The organism is Brevibacillus sp. JNUCC-41, from assembly GCF_014844095.1.
Lineage (GTDB): Bacteria > Bacillota > Bacilli > Bacillales > DSM-1321 > Peribacillus > Peribacillus aracenensis.
The window spans coordinates 103,931-118,502 of record NZ_CP062163.1; the positions used below are offsets into that span (position 1 = coordinate 103,931).

Annotated in this window: 14 protein-coding genes, 1 other RNA gene and 1 other annotated feature (1 of these 16 only partly in view); of the genes, 2 read left to right on the forward strand and 13 right to left on the reverse strand. The window is 43.2% G+C overall.

Features of this window, described 5'->3' with window-relative positions; genetic code table 11:
- Nucleotides 1-68: 68 nt before the first annotated feature.
- On the reverse strand, nucleotides 69-1,247 hold the full coding sequence (locus tag JNUCC41_RS00530; RefSeq protein ID WP_192205916.1) for an ABC transporter substrate-binding protein: 1,179 nt from the start codon (nucleotides 1,245-1,247) through the stop codon (nucleotides 69-71).
- A gap of 762 nt (nucleotides 1,248-2,009) precedes the next feature.
- Between JNUCC41_RS00530 and JNUCC41_RS00535 the strand changes: the two genes are divergently transcribed.
- The gene (locus JNUCC41_RS00535) at nucleotides 2,010-2,501 is read left to right on the forward strand and encodes a DinB family protein (protein WP_192205918.1); all 492 of its coding nucleotides are present in this window, start codon (nucleotides 2,010-2,012) and stop codon (nucleotides 2,499-2,501) included.
- A gap of 160 nt (nucleotides 2,502-2,661) precedes the next feature.
- On the opposite strand, the gene JNUCC41_RS00540 is transcribed toward JNUCC41_RS00535, so the two are convergent.
- From JNUCC41_RS00540 to JNUCC41_RS00580, 9 genes are all read right to left on the reverse strand, one after another.
- Nucleotides 2,662-3,369 (reverse strand): ABC transporter ATP-binding protein, encoded by a 708-nt coding sequence (locus JNUCC41_RS00540; protein WP_192205919.1) that lies wholly within the window; start codon nucleotides 3,367-3,369, stop codon nucleotides 2,662-2,664.
- The gene (locus tag JNUCC41_RS00545) at nucleotides 3,369-4,148 is read right to left on the reverse strand and encodes an ABC transporter ATP-binding protein (protein WP_192205920.1); all 780 of its coding nucleotides are present in this window, start codon (nucleotides 4,146-4,148) and stop codon (nucleotides 3,369-3,371) included. Before JNUCC41_RS00545 ends, JNUCC41_RS00540 begins: the two co-directional genes overlap by 1 nt.
- Nucleotides 4,123-5,094 carry a branched-chain amino acid ABC transporter permease gene (locus JNUCC41_RS00550; RefSeq protein ID WP_192205921.1) on the reverse strand — a complete coding sequence of 324 codons (972 nt, stop codon included), beginning with the start codon at nucleotides 5,092-5,094 and terminating at the stop codon, nucleotides 4,123-4,125. Before JNUCC41_RS00550 ends, JNUCC41_RS00545 begins: the two co-directional genes overlap by 26 nt.
- A 13-nt stretch (nucleotides 5,095-5,107) precedes the next feature.
- On the reverse strand, nucleotides 5,108-5,986 hold the full coding sequence (locus JNUCC41_RS00555; RefSeq protein WP_098369668.1) for a branched-chain amino acid ABC transporter permease: 879 nt from the start codon (nucleotides 5,984-5,986) through the stop codon (nucleotides 5,108-5,110).
- 76 nt (nucleotides 5,987-6,062) lie between these two features.
- Nucleotides 6,063-7,250, reverse strand: coding sequence for an ABC transporter substrate-binding protein (locus JNUCC41_RS00560; protein WP_192205922.1), 1,188 nt, complete (start codon nucleotides 7,248-7,250; stop codon nucleotides 6,063-6,065).
- 183 nt (nucleotides 7,251-7,433) lie between these two features.
- Nucleotides 7,434-8,195 carry a tRNA threonylcarbamoyladenosine dehydratase gene (locus JNUCC41_RS00565; protein ID WP_192205923.1) on the reverse strand — a complete coding sequence of 254 codons (762 nt, stop codon included), beginning with the start codon at nucleotides 8,193-8,195 and terminating at the stop codon, nucleotides 7,434-7,436.
- A 111-nt stretch (nucleotides 8,196-8,306) separates the two neighbouring features.
- Complete coding sequence (locus JNUCC41_RS00570; RefSeq protein ID WP_353618312.1) at nucleotides 8,307-9,455, reverse strand: M20 family metallopeptidase; 1,149 nt, start codon at nucleotides 9,453-9,455, stop codon at nucleotides 8,307-8,309.
- Between the two features lie 118 nt (nucleotides 9,456-9,573).
- Nucleotides 9,574-9,771: an alanine-zipper protein gene (locus tag JNUCC41_RS27205; RefSeq protein WP_192207987.1), complete on the reverse strand. Its 198-nt coding sequence runs from the start codon at nucleotides 9,769-9,771 to the stop codon at nucleotides 9,574-9,576.
- Nucleotides 9,756-10,727 carry an NERD domain-containing protein gene (locus JNUCC41_RS00580; protein WP_192205924.1) on the reverse strand — a complete coding sequence of 324 codons (972 nt, stop codon included), beginning with the start codon at nucleotides 10,725-10,727 and terminating at the stop codon, nucleotides 9,756-9,758. The genes JNUCC41_RS27205 and JNUCC41_RS00580 overlap by 16 nt, the downstream gene beginning before the upstream one ends.
- A gap of 80 nt (nucleotides 10,728-10,807) precedes the next feature.
- On the opposite strand from JNUCC41_RS00580, the gene JNUCC41_RS00585 reads away from it, so the two are divergent.
- On the forward strand, nucleotides 10,808-11,077 hold the full coding sequence (locus JNUCC41_RS00585; protein ID WP_192205925.1) for a hypothetical protein: 270 nt from the start codon (nucleotides 10,808-10,810) through the stop codon (nucleotides 11,075-11,077).
- 22 nt (nucleotides 11,078-11,099) lie between these two features.
- Here the strand turns inward: JNUCC41_RS00585 and ssrS are convergent.
- The 3 genes from ssrS to hisS form a co-directional block, all read right to left on the reverse strand.
- A non-coding RNA gene (gene ssrS, locus JNUCC41_RS00590) (6S RNA) lies at nucleotides 11,100-11,285 on the reverse strand.
- A gap of 86 nt (nucleotides 11,286-11,371) precedes the next feature.
- The gene (gene aspS, locus JNUCC41_RS00595) at nucleotides 11,372-13,141 is read right to left on the reverse strand and encodes an aspartate--tRNA ligase (RefSeq protein ID WP_192205926.1); all 1,770 of its coding nucleotides are present in this window, start codon (nucleotides 13,139-13,141) and stop codon (nucleotides 11,372-11,374) included.
- 12 nt (nucleotides 13,142-13,153) lie between these two features.
- Nucleotides 13,154-14,425 (reverse strand): histidine--tRNA ligase, encoded by a 1,272-nt coding sequence (gene hisS, locus JNUCC41_RS00600; RefSeq protein ID WP_192205927.1) that lies wholly within the window; start codon nucleotides 14,423-14,425, stop codon nucleotides 13,154-13,156.
- A 97-nt stretch (nucleotides 14,426-14,522) separates the two neighbouring features.
- Nucleotides 14,523-14,572, reverse strand: a binding site (T-box leader) (it continues 187 nt past the right edge of the window).

A 14,572-nucleotide genomic window follows, 5' to 3' on the forward strand; every position in this document is an offset into this window, starting at 1 on the left:
AAATGAGAATTCGCCAGCACCTTCTTATTGACGAAGGGCCGGCGAAATGATGGAGTTTTCCTCCGAAATTAAGGATTGATTTTTGTGTTGAATATTTGTTTTCCCTCTTTAAATTCAAGGATCGTAGCAGATTTGATTGGATTATGTTTTTCATCCAATGTGAATGTACCTGTTACAAGCTCAAGGTCCGCCGTTTTTTCCAGCGCTTCTTTGATTTTTTCTGAATCCGCTGAACCAGCACGTTTAATCGCGTCTGCAAGGAAGTATCCTGTGTCATATCCTAGAGCGTTAAATGCATCCGGGGATTTATCTTTGTACTTCGCTTTGAACGCTGACACAAAATTCTGAATTTTCTCATCAGGGTCACCTGAAGAATAATGGTTCGTGATGAATGTGTTATTTAGAGCTTTTGCACCGGCAATTTCAACTAGCTTAGGAGAATCCCAGCCGTCGCCGCCCATGAATGGAACGTCAAGTCCAGTTTCGCGTGCCTGCTTCACGATCAGGCCAGCTTCCTCATAGTAACCAGGAAGGAAAATGAAGTCAGGTTTTGCCGATTTCAAACGAGTCAATGTAGAACGGAAATCAGTATCCTTCGCAATGTAAGCTTCCTCAGCCACGATCTTTCCGCCATTTTTTTCGAATTGTTCTTTAAAAGCTGCTGCTAACCCTTTTGAATAATCACTTGCGCTGTCAATATAGATGGCTGCACTTTTCGCTTTGATTTCTTTAGTTGCGAAATTCGCAGCTACCGTCCCTTGGAACGGATCGATGAAGCTTGTCCGGAAAATGTAATCGTTCAATTTATCCTTGCTGAAAGTGATTTCAGGGCTTGTACCAGATGGTGAGATGACCGGCACTTTATTATCTTGGGCAATCTGCACTTGGGCAATCGAGTTCGTGCTTGTCGCTGCACCGACGATCGCTGCAACCTTATCTTGTGATGTCAGCTTGATCGCTCCGCTTGTCGCTTCAGACGCTTCAGATTTATTATCGACTTTTATAAGTTTGATTTTTTTACCGTCAATGCCTTCTTTATTGATTTCTGCAGTCGCAAGCTCCAGGCCTTCTGCAATCGATTGTCCATATGAGGCTACGCCGCCAGATAATTCAAGGTTGACACCGATCTTGATCGTATCTCCATCCCCGCTTGTTTTTTCTGATGAACCAGAGCCGGAACAACCAGCCAGCACTCCTGCAGCAAGTGTAAGTGAAAGGAATGCACCTGCTAACTTTTTCTTTTTCATAAATAATCCCCCCATTTTGTAATCAAGCTCTGATGCATGAATATTTATTCAAGATGCCTCAGAAAAAATTGATTAGATGAAATGTTTCAAATTAAATTAATATTTCGAAAAATAGTTTACCGCATAATTTTCATTCCGTCTATACAATAATTGTGAGAAGATTTCGCTAAATAGGATATTTTTCACAGGTAGAACTATATCATTTTTATCTTTATATATTTTAAATATTGCGAAATATGCAATATAATCAGAAAAGACTGATAATTTAATTATAGTGGTATTGTAAACTCTTTAATTATTGCTCAAAAAAATTTATTCATTTTCTTATTTTCTTCATCCTATTAATTACATTTTTACCAAAATACAAGTATATTGGTAGGGAATTAAACCCAGTTTTTTCGTTGTTTTTTAGTCTTAATTCCTATATCAAAATTGAATAATACTATTCTGGATGTATAAAATCATGCATGAATATCCCCTGCTTTCATTCCCATGCATATTATGCATATCAATCAAAAAAACCGCCAAATGGCGTTTACGATAACAAAAATGGTTTTAGAGAGTTGTTCTTTCTCAGTTAACACAGTCTATAATAAACTAAGGTTGTCAGAATTTTTAAAATAACGGAACATTCATTGTTCCGTTAAAGGTCCAGTTTAATTGACCAAGGGATTGGCATGACACCTTAATTAATTAGTTAGCTATCTACAACACGACGCAAATGAATTTTGACCAAAGGGATTGAATTGGAGGGAATAGAAAATGGATGTAAAGACACTTTTGTTGCAGCAATGGGCAAGCTGCTTAGATGAAGAAGACTGGTTTCCACCACTTGAAAAAGTGCTAGAAGACATCACTTTTGAACAGGCGATTTGGAAACCAGCTGATGGGGCAATGAATTCCATTTGGGAATTAGTTTGTCATTTACTTTTCTTTGAAAAGAGATATCTAATGCGATTTCTTGGTGAAACAGCGAATGAACCACAGGCAGAAAATAATGACTCTACATTTCGATTACCAACTGAGACGTTAGAAAATTGGAAGGAAACAAAACAAGAATACTTTTATGTTCATCGTGAACTTGGAAAAATACTAGAAAAATCAGAACATGAAGATTTGTATAGACAGATTCCAGGAGATAATCCATTAGTGCTTGAACTGAAGAGTCTAGCAATGCACGACGCATATCATATTGGGCAAATTGTATTCCTTAGTAAAATGCAAGGAGCTTGGCCAGAGAAACGCAGCTTTTAAAAAAGCTTTCATTATAGTAGGCTTTAATGGAATAAGAACGGGAACGTCCAAATCGGACGTTCCCGGTATTTTACCTAAAAAACGACAATTACTGCTTAACAAAGCCTAAAATTTAAATACAACTCCTTTGGTCTACAATCTCAAACGGCCAAACGGCGGTTCAATGTCCTCCTAAATAGGCTATTTTTATTTCTTCACTTGAAGTGAGTTCATCGGCATTGCCCGAGAGGACGATCCGCCCCGTTTCAACGACATAAGCCCGATCTGCAATGGATAGAGCAAGGTTGGCGTTTTGCTCGACCAAAAGGATCGTTGTGCCGGACTCACTGATTTCCTGGATGATGTTGAATATTTGCTTCACCAGAAGCGGTGCAAGGCCCATCGAAGGTTCATCGAGCAATAATAAACGTGGTTTCGCCATTAAAGCCCGGCCCATTGCAAGCATCTGCTGTTCTCCGCCTGAAAGCGTGCCAGCCTGCTGTTTGATTCTCTCCAGCAGTCTCGGAAATAACTCATAGACCTTTTTCATGTCTTTAAGAATGTTCTCTTTGTCTTTCCGCAAATAGGCCCCAAGCTCCAGGTTTTCGGCAACCGTCATGTTAGCAAAGACACGGCGCCCTTCAGGTACATGGGATATGCCCATTTTCACGATGGACTGGGCAGCTTTTCCTCCAATCGGACTGCCTTCGAACAGAACTCTTCCTTGCTTTGGTTTTAACAGGCCGGATATCGTTTTGAGCAGCGTGCTTTTTCCCGCCCCGTTCGCCCCGATCAAAGTCACGATCTCCCCCTCGTTTATCTCCATGGAAACCCCTTTCAACGCTTGGATATTGCCATAATAAACATTGATGTCCTCTATTTTCAGCATCAGGAAACCTCCTCCCCTAAATATGCCTCGATAACCTTTGGATCGTTGCGGATTTCTTCCGGCTTTCCGTGAGCGATAAGCTGTCCATGATCAAGGACATAAATCCGTTCGCATACCCCCATGACCAATGACATATCATGTTCGATGAGCAAAACGGTAAGATTGAATTCCTTCCGGATAAAAGCAATGAGGTTCATCAATTCTTTCGTTTCATGCGGATTCATCCCGGCTGCGGGTTCATCCAGTAAAAGAAGTTTCGGATTGGCGGCAAGAGCACGGGCAATTTCCAGCCGCCTTTGCTGTCCGTATGGAAGATTCTTCGCTTTTTCATCCTTAAAATGGTCAAGGTTGAATATCCTCAAGAATTCCAGCGCCTTTTCATTCATTTCCTTTTCCCCGGAAAAATGTCCAGGCACCCGGAATATGGAGCCTGCAATTCCATGCTTGGCAAGCGAGTGGTAAGCAACCTTCACGTTATCGATCACGGATAACTCACTGAAGAGGCGAATATTTTGAAAGGTCCTCGAAATCCCTTTCCGGGTAATTTTATATGGCGGCTGCTTATTTAGATTTTCCCCGTTCAAGGCAATCGTCCCTTCTGTAGGGACATACACACCTGTCAATAAATTGAAGAAGGTCGTTTTCCCAGCTCCATTCGGTCCGATCAAGCCTACTAGTTCCCCTGGAAATAATTCGACGTTCACATCGGACACCGCTTTCAATCCGCCAAAACGGATACCCACAGAATCTACTTTAAGCAACGGTATTGTGGCTTCCATCCTTTTTGCCCCCTTTCGTTTTTTTATGTTTGAACAATGATGTGATTTCTCTTGTTCCCATTAAACCCTGCGGGCGGAAAATCATCATCAGGATCAGGACAAGACTGTAGATGATCATCCTCGTTTCCGGATAATCCTGAAGGAATGTCGTCACGATCGTCAATAGAATTGCGGCCAACACAGAGCCTGAAAGACTTCCAAGACCCCCAAGTACGACGAAAATCAGTATATCGAAGGATTTCAGGAAACCGAAATTCGATGGCTGGATAATATAAAAATTATGGGCATACAGCGACCCGGCAATTCCGGCAAAAAAAGCTCCGATGACGAAAGCCGCCACTTTATAATAGGTCGTATTGATTCCCATCGCATCAGCTGCCGTTTCGTCTTCCCTTACGGATATGCATGCACGCCCGTGAGTCGAATTGGTGAAATTCCTGATCACTAAGACGGTGATCATGACACAAGCAAAAACCCATGGCCAAGTGGTCAGGTGGGATACCTGCATCCCGCTTGCCCCGCCTACATAGTCAATATTCAAAAGGACGATCCTGACAATTTCCCCAAATCCAAGCGTAGCTATCGCCAGGTAATCCCCCTTCAGACGCAAGCTGGGTATCCCGATCACCATACCCGCAACAGCAGCGATGACGCCCCCAGCCAATACGGCTATTATGAAAGGAAGTTCCAGCTTCATTGTCATGACTGCGGAGGCGTAGGCCCCAACCGCTAAAAAACCTGCATGCCCGATCGAAAACTGCCCGGTTATTCCAATGATTAAATGAAGGCTTGTCGCCAGCATGATATTGATGCCGATGAACATGAGCGTGTTGATATAAAATGGATTGAGGATACCGTTTGAAATGGTGTACTGCATGATGCCGAAAAAAATAAGTGCGAGCACGATCGAGAGCCAAAAACCCTTTGAATTCTTTAAAGTAGTCATCGCCATGTCTCCCCTATACTTTTTCTCTTTTATTTTTACCGAACAGTCCCTGCGGCAAGAAAATCAAAATCAAGATAAGTACGACGAAAGCCACACCATCGCGCCATAATGAGTAACCGGCTGCACTGACCAAAGCTTCGATCACTCCAAGCAGCAGACCGCCGACCATCGCTCCCGGAATGATGCCGATGCCGCCCAAGACGGCTGCAACAAATGCTTTAAGGCCAGGAAGGACACCCATCAACGGTTCGATTTTAATATAGTAGATTCCAAAAATGACACCGGCCGCCCCTGCAAGGGCCGAACCTATGGCGAACGTAGCTGAAATCGTATTATTCACATTGATTCCCATCAGCTTTGCCGCTTCGGAATCGAATGAAACGGCCCGCATCGCTTTGCCGATTTTGGTTTTATGGACAACGAATTGTAGGATGATCATTAATATGATGGAAACAGATAAGATCAATATCGATTGACTGCTGATGGAAACTCCCAATATATCGAGTTTATCCATCGGAAGGACATTATTTGGATAGGCTTCCGGCTGGGCGCCCCGGATGTAAATCAGCCCATTTTCAATAAGAAGGGAAACACCGATGGCCGTTATCAAGGCCGCAATCCGTGTTGCATTACGAAGGGGTTTATAAGCAATGCGTTCAATTAAAACGCCAAAGATGGCACATGTGACCATCGAAATCAATAAAGCCGGGATGAAGGATAAGTCCATTACGGTAATGGCGTAAAACCCTACAAATGAACCGACCATGAATACGTCTCCATGGGCGAAGTTTATGAGCTTGACGATTCCATATACCATCGTATAACCAAGCGCGATCAAAGCATAAATGCTTCCGAGTGAAATGCCATTTACCAATTGCTGAATCAGTTCCATATTGCACTCTCCCCGTTAAGGCGTTTTTTAAGTGAATATAGAATAGGGGGAACTTGCCCCCTATCCACGTAAGGTATTATGGATTGATTTTTGTCTTGAACGTTTGTTTGCCATCTACATATTCCAGGATGGTCGCCGATTTGATTGGATCATGATTTTCATCAAGGTTCAGTGTTCCGGAAACTAGTTGAAGATCTTTGACATCTTCCAATGCCTGTCTGATTTTTTCGGGAGAAGCATCTCCAGATCTCTTGATGGCATCGGCCAGGTAGTACCCAGTGTCATAGCCAAGTGCGGCAAAGGCATCCGGTGTTTTATCGTATTCCTTTTGGAAGGCTGCAACGAAATCCTGGATTTTGGCATCTTCATCTTCCGGGGAATAGTGATTCGTGATATAGGTATTTTTTAAAGCATCCGCTCCGGCAATTTCAACGACCTTCGGGGAATCCCAGCCGTCCCCGCCCATGAATGGAAGGTCTATGCCGTCTTCACGTGCCTGTTTTAAAATCAATCCGACTTCTTCATAATAACCAGGAAGGAAAACGAACTCCGGTTTTGCGGATTTGATACGTGTCAATGTAGAGCGGAAATCAGTATCTTTCGTTACATAAGCTTCTTCCGCCACGATTTTACCGCCCTTGGCAGTGAACGCTTCTTTAAAAGCCGCGGCCAGTCCTTTAGAATAATCACTTGCGCTATCCACATAGATCGCGGCCGTCTTTGCCCCTATTTCGTCAGATGCGAAATTGGCTGCCACCGTACCTTGGAATGGATCGATAAAGCAAGTTCTGAACACATAATCATTTAATTTTCCAGCTTTGTTGGTAATGTCGGGATTTGTTGCAGTTGGTGTGAGTAGAGGAACTTTATTATCTTGTGCGACTTGAACCTGTGCCAATGTATTCGTGCTTGTCGCAGATCCGACTACAGCCACAACCTTGTCCTGGCTGACTAATTTGATTGAACCGCTTGTAGCTTCTGCTGCATCTGATTTATTATCAACCTTAACGATTTCCAGTTTCTTACCATTTATGCCCTCTTTATTAATCTCTTCGATGGCCAGTTTCAAACCATCTGCAGCCGATTGGCCGAATGATGCCGTACCTCCAGACAATTCAAGGTTGGCCCCAATTTTAATTGTGTCACCGGATTTTGATGACCCCCCGCCTGAACTGCTAGTTTTCGAGTCGCCACTACAACCTGCCAGCGCCCCTGCAACCAATGAAAGTGATAGAAACACTCCTGCTAGCTTTTTCTTCTTCATTTGAAACCCCCTTGTTTTGTGTGTTCTTTTAAATAAAAAGAATATCTGAATAAAAACAATATTCTGAAAATAGTGTATCTCATTCTTTCGACCCCGTCTATAAGATATGGATAAAAAAGTTATTAAAAGAAATATCTACTATTCGACAAAAAAACTGACCCTTTATAGAGTCAGTTTTTTTTGTCAATCATTTACACGGCGAACTTCAATGTCTTTCAATATATCATTGATCACCCAGCTTGCTGCAATTAAACCCGCAACGGATGGTACGAAAGCATTCGAAGACGGTGGCATTTGGGCTTTACGGATTTTTGCCTCATCATTGCCGACTTCTTTTCGGATATCCTCACGAATGACAATAGGGCTCTCGTCGGAGAAAACAACGGAAATTCCCTTTGTTATGCCCTCTTTACGCAATCTAGTACGAATGACCTTGGCAAGCGGATCGGTATGCGTTTTGGAGATATCGGCAATTTGAAAACGCGTCGGGTCCATCTTATTAGCGGCCCCCATGCTTGAAATCACCTTGATATTCCGTTTCAGGCATTCCTTCATCACATGGATCTTATAAATGACCGTATCCGATGCATCAATGACATAGTCCAGGCCATAACTGAAGAATTCTTCAAACGTCTCTTCTGTATAGAACATTTTAAGAGCGATCACTTCGCAGTCGGGATTGATATCTTGAATGCGATTTTTCATCAATTCCGCTTTCGGTTGACCGACTGTTGATAATAGAGCATGGATCTGCCTGTTTACATTCGTGATGTCGACATCGTCTTTATCCACAAGAATAATACGGCCTACCCCGGTACGTGCTAATGCTTCGGCTGAAAATGAACCAACGCCTCCAACACCCAGGACAGCAACGGTCGTGTTTTTCAGAATATCGATTCCTTCCTTGCCAATTGCCAATTCATTTCGTGAAAACTGATGCAGCATATATATTCAACTCCAATAAATTCTGTTCTTATTTAGCTTCCCAATTAACAATATATCATAAACATCATTAATGACAAGCGAAATATGAGCAGTCTAATCGGAATTGGTGCACTAGGTCATTTTTGATAATTTTTGAATGACGGTTGCCAATAGGAGAGTCCTTTCCGTCAGGCTTGGAATTTCCAAATACTCCTCTTCACTATGTGCATTACCTCCAATTGGCCCGAGCCCATCCACTGTCGCAATTCCCAAATCAGACGTGATGGAAGCATCCGAACCTCCACCCGTGGCCGTATCCGTGATCTCGATGCCGATTTCCTTCCCAGCCTGACGAATCGTCTCTAAAAGCAAGTTCGTTTTCTCATTCTTTTCCATGGGAGACCGGTCCATTTTCCCGCTTAATGTCGTTTTCGTTCCTGGAATATAGGTTTCAGCACAGATTTTTTTCAGTTGCTGTAGAATGATGCCTTCCTGTTTTTTTTCTGAAATCCGCACATCCACAAAAGCAGCCGCATGGGAAGCGATCGTATTGACAGCGGAACCTCCTTCAATCATGCCAACATTGACGCTGATTCCTTTCTGTTGATCATTCAATCGGTGTAAGGCGATGATCTTATGGGCCAATTCTTCGATCGCACTTCGTCCCTTTTCCGGTTCGATTCCTGAATGGGCAGCCACCCCGACGATATCCACTTTAAACTGACCGCAGCCCCTTCTTGCCGTGACAAGAGAACCATCCGTCCTAGCCGGTTCAAGAATTAACGCGAACTTCTTATTGGCCGCTTTTTCGGATATGAGTGAAGCGGACGACGGAGATCCGATCTCCTCATCACTATTAAGAATGATTTGGATATGCTTATAGCCTGTCTGCCCCGTCTTTTTCAAGCAAAGGATCGCATAAAAAAGCTCAACCAAACTGGACTTCATATCCGCTACACCGGGACCGTATGCCCGACTTCCTTTCACTTTAAAAGGACGTTTTTGCACTGTGCCTTCCGGAAAAACCGTATCCATATGGGCGACGACCAGAATATGCGGTTGATGCGCATCACGATGCTGGATGACCAGCTGATTGCCATGATTCTGTTGCTCAACGATATTCACAATAAAATCCAGACTTTCAAATTTCGCTTTTAAAATCGAACCAATTTCATCAATACCCTTTTTCGTATGAGAACCACTATCTATATTCACTAGCCGCTCCACGAATTGAAGCATTTCCATCCTCTTTGCATACAATAAATCTTTCAAAGCCCTCACTACTTTCTATCCTTGGCTGACTATCGCTCAACCTTACTATAATTTACGAATCTATATTGTGGAATGTTACTTAAATGGGGGAATTTAAGTTTATTCGATGGTTTTTGGGATTTTTTCTTTAGTTTGGGGTTTTTACTCGTGAGTTCGCGTCATTTACTCGTGAGTTTACGCTGTTTACTCGTGAATTTGCTTCATTTACTCGTGAATTTACGCTGTTTACTCGCGAATTCGCGTCATTTACTCGTGAGTTTGCACTATTTACTCGTGAATTTACGCTGTTTACTCGTGAATTTCCGCCATTTACTCGTGAATTAATCCATCAAGTTTATACACTCTATTTTTAAATTGCCCCGAATAAGGCAATTCCAGTGCAGATAGTATCCGTTGCATGATATCAATTGAATCGATTTGTAAAAAGAGCCGTGCTTGTTTATTTGTAATATTGGGTTTTATGAGGAGAGCAAAATCACGAAGAGTTTGAATGTGAGCATCTTTCGCGGCGTAAGAACATTGACTGCATGACCATTTGCCCCAGTGATATTGCATATGGGGAGCAGAGCATTCAGGACATTGAACGCTTTTGAGCAGATCTTGCTCATCAATTTGATACAATTCGAGTATATCAGGATTATGCGGAGTGTTTTTATGCAGAATCGTGTTCGAAAGTCTATTCCTCTGCCTTTGGGTTAATAGCTCAGAAGGATACTTTTCTTCAAGAGTGTGAATTTTGGTTAACAGAGTTTCTTTTCCCGTGATTTTTTTGAAAATGGGGGTAAAACCTGGGGTAGTCCTGATGATGGTATTCGAGTTTGCATTGGCAATGAGCGTTTCAATCGGCAACGAGGGGAAATTGTTAGAAGTAAGCCAATCATTTAATCGGGATTTTTGCACGTCAACCTGGATTAGCGGATCAAGATATGCCTGTTCCTGTCCATCTTTTGTCCGAATCAATTGGGGATAGGTGCGGTCAAAATAGAGCGTACCCGCAAAATTTTTCACTTCGATGATGATACAGTAATTCCGGGTGAATATTAGGAAATCCATTTGAAAATAACGGCTCCCATCGCAGCTTAATCTCAAATCATGAAATACACAATATTCTTTCGGAAGATTCTTCAGCTCTTTTCCGATACTCCGCTCCCCGTTATATCCTGTACGGATTTTCTGGAAATCGTTCCTGATTCTTTCCTGTTTTGGATGATTGGCTGAGAGCCTCCTGCTTAATGCCTCCAGTTTGAGCATTTTCATAGGCATTTCACACGGTTTTAGCATCCATACATCAACTCCTTCTCCTTTAGCTTCTTTGTAAATGCCCTTTTTTCCTGCTAGGAAATGAAATCAGTCGTTTTACCGTGAGTTTGCACTATTTACTCGTGAGTTTACGCTGTTTACTCGTGAGTTTGCACCATTTACTCGTGAATTGCTGTTTACTCAGTGAGTTTGCGCCTTTTACTCGTGAGTTTACGCTGTTTACTCGTGAATTTGCACCATTTACTCGTGAATTGCTGTTTACTCGTGAGTTTACGCCATTTACTCGTGAGTTTGCACCATTTACTCGTGAATTCTCGCCTTTTACTCGTGAGTTAACTATTTTGGCGCACAAAAAAACCCATGTTGTTTAACATGAGTTGCTTTGTAAGGTGTAAGAGTCCCAATTGTGCCGTTTACGCCTTTGTTTTGAACCCGCTCTCCGCAGGTGGGTGCTCGGTTCCTCGCGTTTGTAAGTCCTCTTCGAGGGAGGCTTTTACGCGGCCAGGAAACTAGTGCTCCCGGTAACTATAAGTGTTCGGTCAAAACTTATAGGTTAAAGAACGAACACATCAGGACTCTTACTTATTGAAGATATCATATCATAATGCTTAACAATGTTTCAAGAAAAAACACCTAGGTATTTTTTCATATTTTTTCCAAATGAATTATTTTTTAAGTGCAGCAAGTCTTAGGTTAAGTTCGGCCAATTGCTTGTCACTTACAGTACTTGGTGCGTCAACGAGCAGGTCGCTTGCGCTTGCTGTTTTCGGGAACGCGATGGTGTCGCGAAGGTTCGTGCGGCCTGCAAGCAGCATGACCATGCGGTCCAGTCCAAGGGCAATCCCGCCGTGTGGCGGCGTTCCATATTCGAATGCATCCATTAGGAAGCCGAATTGTGCGTTTGCTTCTTCTTCTGAGAATCCAAGTACTTTGAACATTTTTTCCTGAACGTCGCGTTCGAATATCCGCAGTGATCCACCGCCAAGTTCGTAGCCGTTCAAGACAAGGTCATATGCTTGTGCACGGACGCTTGCTGGGTCTGATTCCAGTTTGTCCATGTCTTCACGGAATGGCATTGTGAATGGATGGTGTGCTGCATAGTAGCGTCCTTCTTCTTCGTCATATTCAAATAATGGCCAGTCCGTCACCCATAGGAAGTTGAATTTGCTTTGATCGATCAAGCCTCTTTCTTTTCCAAGCTTGTTGCGGAGTGCTCCAAGTGCATCGGCGACTATGCCTTTCTTATCTGCGACGAATAAGATTAAATCGCCCACTTCAGCTTCCAATGCAGATACTAATTGCTCTTGATCTTCTGCGAAGAATTTGGCGATTGGCCCTTTTACGCCGTCTTCTTCAACTTTCAGCCATGCAAGGCCTTTTGCACCGTAAATCGCTGCGAATTCAGCCAATGCATCAATATCTTTACGGGAATAATCCGCATTTCCGTCCTTAACGACGATCGCCTTAACTTGTCCTCCGTTTGCAACAGCACCGGTGAACACTTTGAAGTCACTGTCTTTGACGATTTCGGAAACATCTTTAAGTTCCATTCCGAAACGTGTATCCGGTTTGTCGGAACCGTAACGGCTCATCGCTTCATTGTACGTCATTCTAGGGAATGGCAGTGTTACGTCCAATCCTTTTACGTCTTTCATCACTTTAGCCATCATGTTTTCAGCGGTGTTGATGATATCTTCTTGGCTCATGAAGCTTGTTTCAATATCGATTTGCGTGAATTCGGGCTGTCTGTCAGCACGTAAGTCTTCATCACGGAAGCAGCGGGCAATTTGATAATAGCGTTCGAAACCGGATACCATCAATAGCTGCTTGAAGATTTGCGGTGACTGCGGAAGTGCATAGAACTCACCTTCGTGTACACGGCTAGGCACTAAATAATCACGTGCTCCTTCAGGTGTGCTTTTCGTTAAGATAGGTGTTTCGATATCAAGGAAGCCTTCACCGTCCAAGTAATCACGGATCGCTTTTGTTGTTTGGTTGCGCATTTTCAGAGTTTCGAACATCGCTGGACGACGCAGGTCCAAATAACGATATTTCAAGCGGATGTCTTCTGATACATCGGTTCTTTCATCAATGATGAATGGAGGGGTCTTTGCTTCGTTTAAAATTGTAACGTTTTCAGCTTGAACTTCGACGGTCCCTGTTGTTACGTTCGGATTGAAGTTGGCTTCATCACGTTTGATGACTGTTCCTTGGATATCAAGGACGTATTCATTACGGATCTTTTCGGCTGTGGCCAGTGCGTCTGCCGAGATGTCCGGATTGAAAACGACTTGGACAACTCCGCTTCTGTCACGTAGGTCGATAAAAATGACCCCGCCCAAATCCCGACGTTTTTGTACCCATCCTTTTAATGTTACTTTTTCACCAATAGTTGCTTCTGTCACTTCACCATTGAAGTATGTTCTGCCAAACATGGTATTTCCCCCTTAAGCCTGTAGCTTTTTGAATTGTTCAACGAATGTAGCAAGATCCATTTGGACTTGTTCACCGGTTTCCATGAACTTCACATTGATTTTATTATTTGCCAATTCATCATCCCCAAGTGTCGCCACATATCTTGCTTCAAGGCGGTCGGCTGATTTGAATTGTGCTTTCACTTTACGGTCTTGATAGTCTTTTTCAACGGTAAAACCGGCATTCCGCAATTGGTGAGCAAGTTTGACGGTATAATCCTTGGCTGTTTCCCCTAATGAAACAAGATAGCAGTCAATTCCCTTTTTGATCGGAAGCTCGATGCTTTCTGCTTGGAGGGCAGCAATCAGGCGTTCAATGCTAAGTGCAAAGCCGATTCCTGGTGTTTCCGGTCCGCCAAGTTCTTCAGCCAGCCCGTTATAACGGCCGCCTCCGCAAAGGGTAGTGATGGCGCCAAAGCCTTCTGCATCACTCATGATTTCAAATGCGGTATGATTATAGTAATCCAAGCCCCGCACTAGGGTCGGATCTTCGACGAATTCGATTTCCAAATCGGTTAAGTGCTGTTTCACCTTTTCGAAATAAATACGGGATTCATCATTTAAATATTCAATGATGGAAGGAGCCGTGTTCATCAATTCGTGATCGTGATCCTTTTTGCAATCCAGGATGCGCAAAGGATTTTTTTCGAGACGGTTTTGACAATCGCCGCAAAACTCGCCGATGCGTGGTTCGAAATGTTTGATCAACGCATTGCGATGCGCTGTCCGGCTTTCCTTATCACCAAGGCTGTTGATCACAAGTTTCAGCTTTTTCAAACCAAGTTCCTTGTAAAGGTTCATCGCAAGTGACAGAACCTCTGCATCGATTCCGGGATCCTTGCTTCCTAAAGCTTCAATGCCGAATTGAACGAACTGGCGGAACCGGCCTGCTTGCGGACGTTCGTAACGGAACATCGGCCCGATATAATAAAGCTTGACCGGTTGATTGGCCCACCCGAACATTTTGTTCTCGATATATGACCGTACAACCGATGCAGTGCCTTCCGGACGAAGGGTTAAATTCCTTTCACCGCGATCTTGAAATGAATACATTTCTTTTTGGACGATATCGGTTGTATCCCCTACACCACGTAAAAATAATTCCGTGTGCTCAAAAATCGGTGTGCGGATTTCTTTATATTGGTAACGGTGACAAATCTCACGCGCTGTGTTCTCGATATACTGCCAAATTTCCGTTTGGCCAGGCAATAAATCCTGGGTACCTCTAGGTATCTGAATAGACATGTGTGTTTCCTCCTTTAAAGCAAGACGCCATTTCTGATACGGCGCTATACTGATTTTTTCCAAACAAAAAACTCCCGCCCCTTGTAACTTATCCGTTACAAGGGACGAGAGTTTGGATATCCCGTGGTGCCACCCTAGTTGAAGCAC

What these genes read in the sequence shown, in the direction of transcription:
- JNUCC41_RS00530 (WP_192205916.1), bottom strand. Translation starts at nt 1,247, where the DNA reads ATGAAAAAGAAAAAGTTAGCAGGTGCATTCCTTTCACTTACACTTGCT.
- JNUCC41_RS00535 (WP_192205918.1), top strand. Translation starts at nt 2,010, where the DNA reads ATGGATGTAAAGACACTTTTGTTGCAGCAATGGGCAAGCTGCTTAGAT.
- JNUCC41_RS00540 (WP_192205919.1), bottom strand. Translation starts at nt 3,369, where the DNA reads ATGCTGAAAATAGAGGACATCAATGTTTATTATGGCAATATCCAAGCG.
- JNUCC41_RS00545 (WP_192205920.1), bottom strand. Translation starts at nt 4,148, where the DNA reads ATGGAAGCCACAATACCGTTGCTTAAAGTAGATTCTGTGGGTATCCGT.
- JNUCC41_RS00550 (WP_192205921.1), bottom strand. Translation starts at nt 5,094, where the DNA reads ATGACTACTTTAAAGAATTCAAAGGGTTTTTGGCTCTCGATCGTGCTC.
- JNUCC41_RS00555 (WP_098369668.1), bottom strand. Translation starts at nt 5,986, where the DNA reads ATGGAACTGATTCAGCAATTGGTAAATGGCATTTCACTCGGAAGCATT.
- JNUCC41_RS00560 (WP_192205922.1), bottom strand. Translation starts at nt 7,250, where the DNA reads ATGAAGAAGAAAAAGCTAGCAGGAGTGTTTCTATCACTTTCATTGGTT.
- JNUCC41_RS00565 (WP_192205923.1), bottom strand. Translation starts at nt 8,195, where the DNA reads ATGCTGCATCAGTTTTCACGAAATGAATTGGCAATTGGCAAGGAAGGA.
- JNUCC41_RS00580 (WP_192205924.1), bottom strand. Translation starts at nt 10,727, where the DNA reads ATGCTAAAACCGTGTGAAATGCCTATGAAAATGCTCAAACTGGAGGCA.
- aspS (WP_192205926.1), bottom strand. Translation starts at nt 13,141, where the DNA reads ATGTTTGGCAGAACATACTTCAATGGTGAAGTGACAGAAGCAACTATT.
- hisS (WP_192205927.1), bottom strand. Translation starts at nt 14,425, where the DNA reads ATGTCTATTCAGATACCTAGAGGTACCCAGGATTTATTGCCTGGCCAA.